We start from the raw sequence: 8405 nt of genomic DNA, 5'->3' as shown, positions 1-8405 counted from the left end.
CCAGCCACTCTCGCAGCTGATGAAGCTGCTGCTGACTCAACTGCAACTGCTGCAGCATGGCTGGCTCAAACCAGCTGATCGCCCCCTCCTGGCTACGCTTGGCCTGGTTGAGGGCCAAGATGGCCTGATCCAGCAACCGGGCGGCATCCTGTTGCTGCGCCTTGGCGACCCCGAGTCGACAGGCCAGATCGAAGCTGCACTCCCGGGTCACGAACTCGAAATGGAGCAGATCCACCAGCTCATGAATGGCGGTTTCCAGCGCATCATTCGCCTTGGTCAGCACCACGGCAAATTCATCTCCGCCGAGCCGGTAAGCGTGGCTGCCATGGGCCTGTTGCAGCTTGTTGGCCACCATCTGCAACAGCCGATCACCGACCTGATAACCCAGCAGATCATTGACCTGCTTGAAGCGCTTGAGATCGAGCACCACCAAAGCGCTCACATCATCGGCATGCAGAGCGCGAGAGAGCTGCTCCTGCAGGGCACGGCGGTTGCCAAGCTGGGTCAGGGGATCGAGCAGGGCAAGCCGACGGTTCGCCAGATTGGCGCGAATGAGGGCAGCAACCAGAGCGCCGCCAGTCAGCAACAGGATCAGTTGCCAGATCTGCAGCCAGAACAGGCTGTTGCGGATCTGGCTGACCGAATGCTCCCGCTCCTGGCCGGAGAGGATCTGATCCCCTATCTGTTCGATGAGACGGGTCTGGCTGGCGATCGCCTCCTGCAAGCGGGCAAGCTCAGCCCCCTCGCGCAGCGCACCGGCCTCCATCTGGGGTTCGAGCTGCTTGATCTGCTCGAACAGGGTGGCCAGCACTTTGCCGAGCCCGTGCCGCTGGCGCATCTCGGCGGTCTCACTGCTGATGAGGAAGATATCGAGCCGGTTCCACAGCAGATCGTAATCAAGGCTCAGGGTCTCCATCGACAATCTGCCAGCCCGATAGAGCTGCAGGTCGTAGAGGAAACGCTGGGATTCGAGCATTACCTGGCTGATGTTCCAGTGGACATTGCGGTAGAAGGTATCGACCAGCTGCTCCTGCCGATACTGCAGATAGAGGCTGCTGCCCGACGAGAGCAGAAACAGCAGCGACACCGCAACCAACAGCAGATTTTGGCGGGATAGCCCCATCAATCGACGATCTCGATGCGGGTCACCTGCCACACCATGCAGTTGTGAATGGCAGGGACGTCCAGCTTGGGATAGGTGGTGAACGGGATGAGCAGCCAGAGCGGCCCCTTGTTGCGCCGGGTCAGCGGTTTGCCGTCCTCCTGACGCACCAGGGTCAGCGGCACGCCGTCGAACAGGGCCAGATCCACCACCTGCTGATAGCCGTTGAGGGCCGAGACGGCGATCTTGCGAGCATCCGGGATCCCTTTCGCCGCCAGCACGGCTGACAGGGTCGGCCCGCGATAGTGGTGAGCGCCCTGAGTCCAGGGGGTAGTGGTGGTGAATTCGGTCTGTGGCAAGGAGGAGAGGGCCGCCTCATCGAGGGTCACCTGCTGGCCATCTGGCAGTACCAGGGTCATCAGGGGGATGGAGGCCGATGCACTGGCACTGGCCAGCATCAGGAGAAAAAAAGCGATCCATTGCTTTACTGCGGTCATGGTAATTTGCGCCAACTGCGTCCCATTTTTTAAATGGTTGCCAGTGTGGCGATTTCACCGAACCATTGCAACTGTCCCGTCGCACAGTAGCTCAGGGGCCGCGCATCTCCATCCAGTTGTGCCCCTCGACTTGCCTCGGTTGATGAATGCCGCACGCCTCCAGCAACTCATCGACATAGGCGGGCACCAGCAGAGAGGCTGGGCCATAGCGTTTTTCGTCAAACTGGCTACCTACCTCGCTCGGTTCGAGATTGAGCTCGATGGTGTGCGCCCCGTTCAATCCCGCTTCATGGACAAACCCGGCGGCAGGATAGACTGCGCCAGAGGTGCCGATGGAGATAAAGAGATCGCACTGGGCCAACGCGCTGTAGATGCGATCCAGCCCGAGCGGCATTTCGCCAAACCAGACCACATGGGGACGCATCGGCTGGGGGAACTGGCAGCAGGAGCAGAGCTCGTCCTGATGGAGATCGCCGCGCCACTCGATCACCTGACCGGACTCGGGGCAGCGGGCCTTGAGCAGCTCGCCGTGCATATGGATAAGGTTCTTGCTGCCAGCGCTCTCGTGCAGATTGTCGATGTTCTGGGTGACCAGCGTCACCGAACCGGGCAGCAGTCGCTCGAGACGAGCCAACGCATAGTGGGCCGGATTGGGATGAACCTGGGGCTGTTGCAGCTGTTTGCGGCGGGAGTTGTAAAAGCGCAGCACCAGTTCGGGATCCCGGGCATACCCCTCGGGTGTCGCCACATCCTCGACCTTGTGCTCTTCCCACAAACCGTCGCAGGCACGAAAAGTCTTGATGCCGGATTCGGCAGAGATCCCCGCGCCGGTCAGGATCACGATATGTTTATATGACTGCGCCATAAGCTGCTCCGTCTATCCCCGCACAATAAATGTGACCTTAGCACAGGGAAAAAAGTGTCACTATTCGCCCTTGGTCTTAAGCGGCGCCGCTGGCGGCACGGGCAACCAGGCATCCAGTACCGACAGATCCAGCCTGACAAAGACCATCTCCCGCCCGGTCACCAGGGTCAGCGGCAAACCAAGGCGCTTGAGCAGGGTCAGCATGGGCCGGTTCTGGGCCAGCACTTCCGCCGTCCACTCCCGGATCCCGTCCGCTCTAGCCAGCAGTGCCAGCGCCAGCAGAATGCGCCTCCCCGCCCCCTTGTGCTGAAAGTGATCCGCTACGATGCAAGAAAACTCCGCCCGATCGGGATGAAGGCGGCGGCGGATTGATTGCGCCTGAGCCAGCGGCTCACCGGCCAGATCGGTCAGTAGCAGCGAAATCTGTTGTTCGGGATGGTAATTGAGAAATTGGGCCACCTGTTCCGGTGGCGGCGTCCGTTTCGGACGCATAAAGCGCAGATAGATGCTCTCTTCACTCAATGCATCGTAAGCGGCCAGCATGCGGGTAGGCGCCACCCCATGCAGCTCGCGCAGCAGGCAAGGCACCCCGGAGACCTGCATCGCCAGTGGCAGCGCAGCTCGGGAAACCGGATGGGGCCAGCCCTCCAGTCCTTTGCCAAGGCGCTCCCGGTGCATGGGCCAGCAGAGGTAGCGCGGCATGGCTTACCAGCGCCCCGTCATACCGCGCTCTCGCCACACCTCGACGTCGAGCAGGTTGTAAGGATCATCCAGATAGACGACGATCCCCAGCTCCCGAACCCGGGCCATAAAGCGTCCCAGCAGGGAGTCACCGGTCAAGGACTCCATCTCCGGCAAGATCCCCTGCCCCAGCAGCAAGGCTTGCAGCGGCAAACGCTCCAGCAGATCGAATGGCAGATGCTGGCTGTTATCGAGCAGCAGCGCCAGCTTGCTCCCCGCCAGACTGGCTTGCAGCACCAGCGCGAAGCGATCGGCATTGCCGAGCAGGTGGTCACGACGGTGGATCAGCAGGGTCAGTTCGGCCGGGGTACGCGACTGCTCCGTCAGCCAATCCTTGAGCGCCTCCCAGCGGCTGGGTAAACCCGTTACCGCCAGCCAGACCGGATGAGGGGTCGCGGGACTGGAGAGCAGCCCAAGCTGACCCTGCACCTCCCCCTGCCACCGGCGGATGGAGCGGCGCTGGCCGCTCAAGCGCTGCTGACGCAGCGGGCCCAGATAGAGTCGACGCAGCAACCTGAGCAGCTCGTCGCAATCAAGCGGCTTGGCCAGCGCCGCCAGAATATTGAAACCGGCATCGTGCAGCAGGCGGCGGGCTCCGTCGATCAGCGTCTGCTCATGGGCCGAAAGCAGCACAATGGGCAGCCCGGCCTCCTGCAACTGGGGCTGGTTCATCAGCAAACTGATGGCATCTTGCTCCACCAGACTGAGATCGCACACCAGCAGGCTGATGTCGCTCGCCGACAATGCCGCAAGACAGGCCGATTCATCCTGTACCCACTGACAGGAGAGCCCCAACCCGGCGATGGTCTGTTGCAATTGCATCCCCTGAAACGGGTGATCCTCGAGCAGCAGCACCTTGTTAGCGGCCAGCCAGTTGCACCATTTACGGTAACTGGCGGCAAGCCCCCCCAGCCAATCCTCGCCGATAGCGTAAATCCCCTCATGCTGCTGCAACTGGGGGAAGTAGTCCGCCTGCTGATGAGCGGCGGGGTCGTAAAGGGCAATGGCACCTGCCGCAAACAACCCTTCCCACTGCCAGCAGGCATCCGGTCGGGTACGGTGCAGCGTGACATAGGAGGGCAATGTCATGGTGCTGGCCAACTCATGGGCGGTGCTGTCGAGGGCATAGAGCACAATGGGGCAAAATCCTGCCGCCTCATGCTCTTCCGAATCGAGCAACGCCAGTAATTCTTCATCAGTGATGATCATCTTGAGCCCTCTTTGAAAACTGCTGGCTGAACTCATCCAGTGCCCGGTTCAATCTGGCTTGCAGCATCGGATGGGGTGCCTGTTGCCACTCTTCAATGACCGCCACCAACGCAGTCGCCCCTACCATTCTGGCGGCCCCCTTCAACTTGTGTAAAGCAGCATTCACGCCAACTTCATCTTCTTCTGTGCTGCAGCGCTCAAGTTCGGCCAAATCATCACGGGTAGCCTTCAGATAAAGGGCGGCCAGTTCATCGGTCAGCAGCGAGGCAACCGGTGTCGGGGCGACAGCATTGCTCCCCTCTTTGGCAATATGGCGCAGCAAGGTCGCCAGCTCCTTGAGGGCGACCGGCTTGTCCAGATGGCCATCGCAACCGCAGGATTGCAGCTCCCTTGCCGCCTGATCACTGAGATCTGCGGTGATCACATAGACCGGCAGACGGGCCCAACGGGCGGATTGGCGCAATTGCCTGCACAGCTCGGCCCCGTTCATCACCGGCATCTGCAGATCGGTCAGCACAAAATCCACCTCCTGCTTCGCCAGCATCTCCAGCGCCAACTGCCCGTTGGCGGCAGTGATAACGCTGGCACCAAGTTGGCCCAGTTGCAGGCTGATCAGCTCGCGATTGACATCGTGATCTTCAACCAGCAGTACCCGCATGCCGAGCCCGGGCTGGGTGCCGGCCACCGGTTGATCCGGGGTCAACCGTGGCTGCAGCAGAGTGATGATGGTCCCGGGCACCCAGGACTCCCCTTGCCAGGCCCAATAGTAGAGCCCCTTCTCGTCCACCTCCGCTTGCAGCGTATCAACGGCGTTGCTGACGGTGGCGATCCCCAATCGACTAAGCCAGGGCGAGAGCGCTTGCGCCTCATCGTGGGGTAAAGAGAGTGCCAGCTGCCGCACATTGGGCTGCCAGTCCGGCTCCTGCTGCACCCGCTTCAGGGGCAACTCGCAATAGAAGCGGCTACCGCCACCGACACGCCCCTCGACATCGATAAGCCCCCCCATCTGCTCGACCAGCTGCTTGCAGATCGCCAGACCAAGACCTGTGCCCGGCGCCCGCAGCTGCCCTTCTACGGCAAACTGCTCGAACGGCATAAAGAGCGTGGTGCGCATCTTGGCGGTGATCCCCGGTCCCTGATCATCCACACCGAAGCGCAAGGTCGATGCGACCACCTCGGCCCACAGCACCACTTCCCCACGCAGGCTGAACTTGATGGCATTGGAGAGCAGGTTGTGGAGCACTTGCCGTACCCGGTGAGGGTCGAGGGTCTGCAGGGCTGGCAGAGCCGGGTCCAACTTAAGGCGCAGTTGCAATCCCTTGGCCCGCGCCTTGGTCCAGTGCACTGCCGCCACGTGCTCGCACAGCTCGGCAAAATCGGTGGGCTGGGGCGAGAGGGAGAGTTTGCTGTTTTCGTTGCGGCTAAAGTCGAGCACATCGTTGAGCAGGCCGAGCAGCTCATCCCCCGCCTGACGTACCCGTGCCAGCGCCGAATCCTGCTCTCTCGACAAAGGAGTGCTGGCCAGCCACTCCAGCAAGCCGAGCATGGCGTTCATCGGCGTGCGGATCTCGTGGCTGATGGCGGCCAGAAAGCGCCCCTTGGCCAGAACTGCCTGTTGCGCCTGCTCATGGGAGTGCTGCAGTGCTTGATCCTGCTCGACCCGGGCAGTGGCATCCTGCATCACCGCATAAATTCGCCAACCCTGCGGTTGACTGCGGCCACGGCCATAGAGCTGCAACCAGCGCAGACCCTTGGTCGGATGGTGATAGCGCATGGTGAATGCGAAGGGTTTGCCAGCCTGCAACATGGCGAACATCTCTCGGCGTACCCGGCGGCGATCCTCGCGCTCCAGCATAGTGAGCACCCTTTTGGGCTCACGTCGGATCTGCTGGCTCGCCAGCCCCAGCAGCTCGTAACAGCCCCGGCTGATAAACTCGATACCCCCTACCCGTCCCCGCTCGAACATAAACTGCAGCACCACGCCGGGAACGGTGTTGGTCAGGGCGCGCAGGCGGCGCTCTGCCTGACGCAGAAAACGGGCCTGCTCACGCAACACACTGATATCCGACAGGGCGATGAGATCGGTTGCGGGAGCCTGCTTGTCCAGCCGCAGCGGATGCTGGGCATAGGCGAACACCTGATCCCCCAGCACCAGCTCTCCTTCACTCTTTTGGGACTGAACCGGCGGCAACATCAACTGCTGCGAATAGCGCAGGGCCAGACGTCGTCCCTGTTTGTTGGATTTGATCACCTTGCCCTGGCTGTTGCGCAGATAGACGGGCACCGGCAACGCCTGAAACATGGTTTCCCGCAGCTCGCTCTCGATGGCCAGCGCCTTCTCGGCGGCGTGACGCTGGGCCACTTCCCTCGCCAGTTGCTGGCGGGAGCGCCAGATCCCGCCGATGACGATACCGCTGATCAGCAGTGCCATGGCGATGGAGCCAAACCAGGCGGCGTAGCTCACGCCGGGCTGCTGCACAACGAGCAAGCGGCGCCAGCGCTGGTTAAGTTCGTCAATCTGGGTGCTGGTCAGCGCCATCAGGTTGCGATCCATCACCCCAGCCAGTTCGGTCTGACTCTTGTTGATGGCAAAGCCAAGGCTGAAGCGATCTTCCAGCTCCTCGATATCGAGCCCTTCCAGCAAGTTGGTACGCTGGGGATATTGCAGCTGATATAGCTCGCTCAGCATAGCGTCAGCCTTGCCCTGTTTGATCGCGGCAAGCCCCTGCTCGAGGCCGTCGGTGCGAACCCACTCCTGATCACCGAGCAGGGCGAGCAAGGAGGGATCGTAGAGGGATTCCGGCACCAGAATACGCTGCCGCTTGAGTTGGGTAATGCGATCGGCAGCCAGCTTGCGCTTGCTGATCAAGGCAAACCGGTTGGTGGAGATCGTCCGGCTGAAAATGAACTGATCCGTCAATGCCGGGGATTCCGGCAAGCCGGCCATCATATCCGCCTCACCACGGCGCAGCTTTTCTACGGCCTCCGCCTTGCTGGCGGCAGACACCAGCTTGTATTTCAGGCCTGTCTCCTGGGTGACCCAGCGCAGCACATCCGCGCTCCACCCTTTCGCCTCCCCCAGATCATTGACGCCGCTATAGGGCATCAACTCGGGATTGACCACCAGGCGAATGGTGCGACCGCGGCCGGATAACCAGGCCTGTTCGGTATCGCTGAAGTGGGGCTGGTTGACATATAGCGACCCCTGATCGAGATAGCGAGCAAGATCGGTATAGATAGTACCGGCGGGCATATGACGGATCAGGGTGTCCACCAGATTGGCCAACTCAGGCTGATCACGCATCATCAGGCGATAGCTGATGATCCGATCCTCACCAAACAGGCGGCGCAGGCGCAAACCATCGGCCGGAAACTCGCGCATCAGATAGCGCAGTTGCAGATAGTCCCCCAGATAGGCATCCCCCTTGCCGCTCTGCAGCGCGTCGTAGACCTTCTCTCCGCTTTTTAGGGAAATAATGCGCGCCTGAGGATAGAGCTCGTGCAGCAGGCGGGCTGAGTCTGCCAACGAGTAGACCAGAAAGCGGGCCTGTTTGAGATTTTCTCCCTTGTAGAGGATGGCGGCATCGGTCTCCATCATCGGACGACTTAACCGCATGCCCTCCACGGCCTTCTTGCGGGTTCCGACATAGGGAATGATGTCGCATTCCCCCTCTGCGAGCCCGTTGCGCAATGTCTGCCAATCGGGCAGCTCTTTGAGCACCAGCGGAATCGGGAACAGCTCCTGCAACTGGGCGAGACGATCCTTGAGCAGTCCCCCCTCGGCCATCAGGTATGGTGGAGGAAGCGTCGCAGGATAGCAGAGCGAAAGCTGGCTAAGTGAATTTACATAAGCTTGGGTCGCCGGCGCCAACGGCAGCACTGTGGTCTGCAAAGGCTTGGCGTGCAACGGCAGTGCCAGTACGGCACCCAGAAGAAAAACGGGGAATTTGGTCATCTGAAAACAAAAGCCAGGCATCTGCCTGGCTTTTTA

At 61.1% G+C, this 8405-nt stretch carries 6 protein-coding genes; all 6 read right to left on the bottom strand.

Annotation, left to right across the window (positions count from 1 at the left end; all coding sequences use genetic code 11):
• Positions 1-1123 (bottom strand): GGDEF domain-containing protein (locus AACR14_RS03645; RefSeq protein WP_019445157.1); only part of this gene is annotated, 1123 nt, incomplete at its 3' end.
• A complete protein-coding gene (locus AACR14_RS03640; RefSeq protein WP_026034909.1) occupies positions 1123-1599 on the bottom strand; it encodes a hypothetical protein in 477 nt (158 codons plus the stop codon). The genes AACR14_RS03640 and AACR14_RS03645, both read right to left, overlap by 1 nt.
• A 91-nt stretch (positions 1600-1690) precedes the next feature.
• A complete protein-coding gene (gene cobB, locus AACR14_RS03635) occupies positions 1691-2464 on the bottom strand; it encodes a Sir2 family NAD+-dependent deacetylase (RefSeq protein ID WP_005336680.1) in 774 nt (257 codons plus the stop codon).
• A gap of 60 nt (positions 2465-2524) precedes the next feature.
• A complete protein-coding gene (locus tag AACR14_RS03630; protein WP_019445155.1) occupies positions 2525-3166 on the bottom strand; it encodes a GNAT family N-acetyltransferase in 642 nt (213 codons plus the stop codon).
• A 3-nt stretch (positions 3167-3169) separates the two neighbouring features.
• Positions 3170-4414 carry a response regulator gene (locus AACR14_RS03625; protein WP_019445154.1) on the bottom strand — a complete coding sequence of 415 codons (1245 nt, stop codon included), beginning with the start codon at positions 4412-4414 and terminating at the stop codon, positions 3170-3172.
• Complete coding sequence (locus AACR14_RS03620) at positions 4401-8390, bottom strand: response regulator (RefSeq protein WP_050547822.1); 3990 nt, start codon at positions 8388-8390, stop codon at positions 4401-4403. The genes AACR14_RS03625 and AACR14_RS03620 overlap by 14 nt, the downstream gene beginning before the upstream one ends.
• Positions 8391-8405: the final 15 nt, after the last annotated feature.

Origin of the sequence: Aeromonas sp. 159 (assembly GCF_963862045.1) — a bacterium.
Lineage (GTDB): Bacteria > Pseudomonadota > Gammaproteobacteria > Enterobacterales > Aeromonadaceae > Aeromonas > Aeromonas veronii.
Note: the sequence above shows the minus strand (reverse complement) of the source record. Positions and strands in the feature narration are given on the sequence as shown.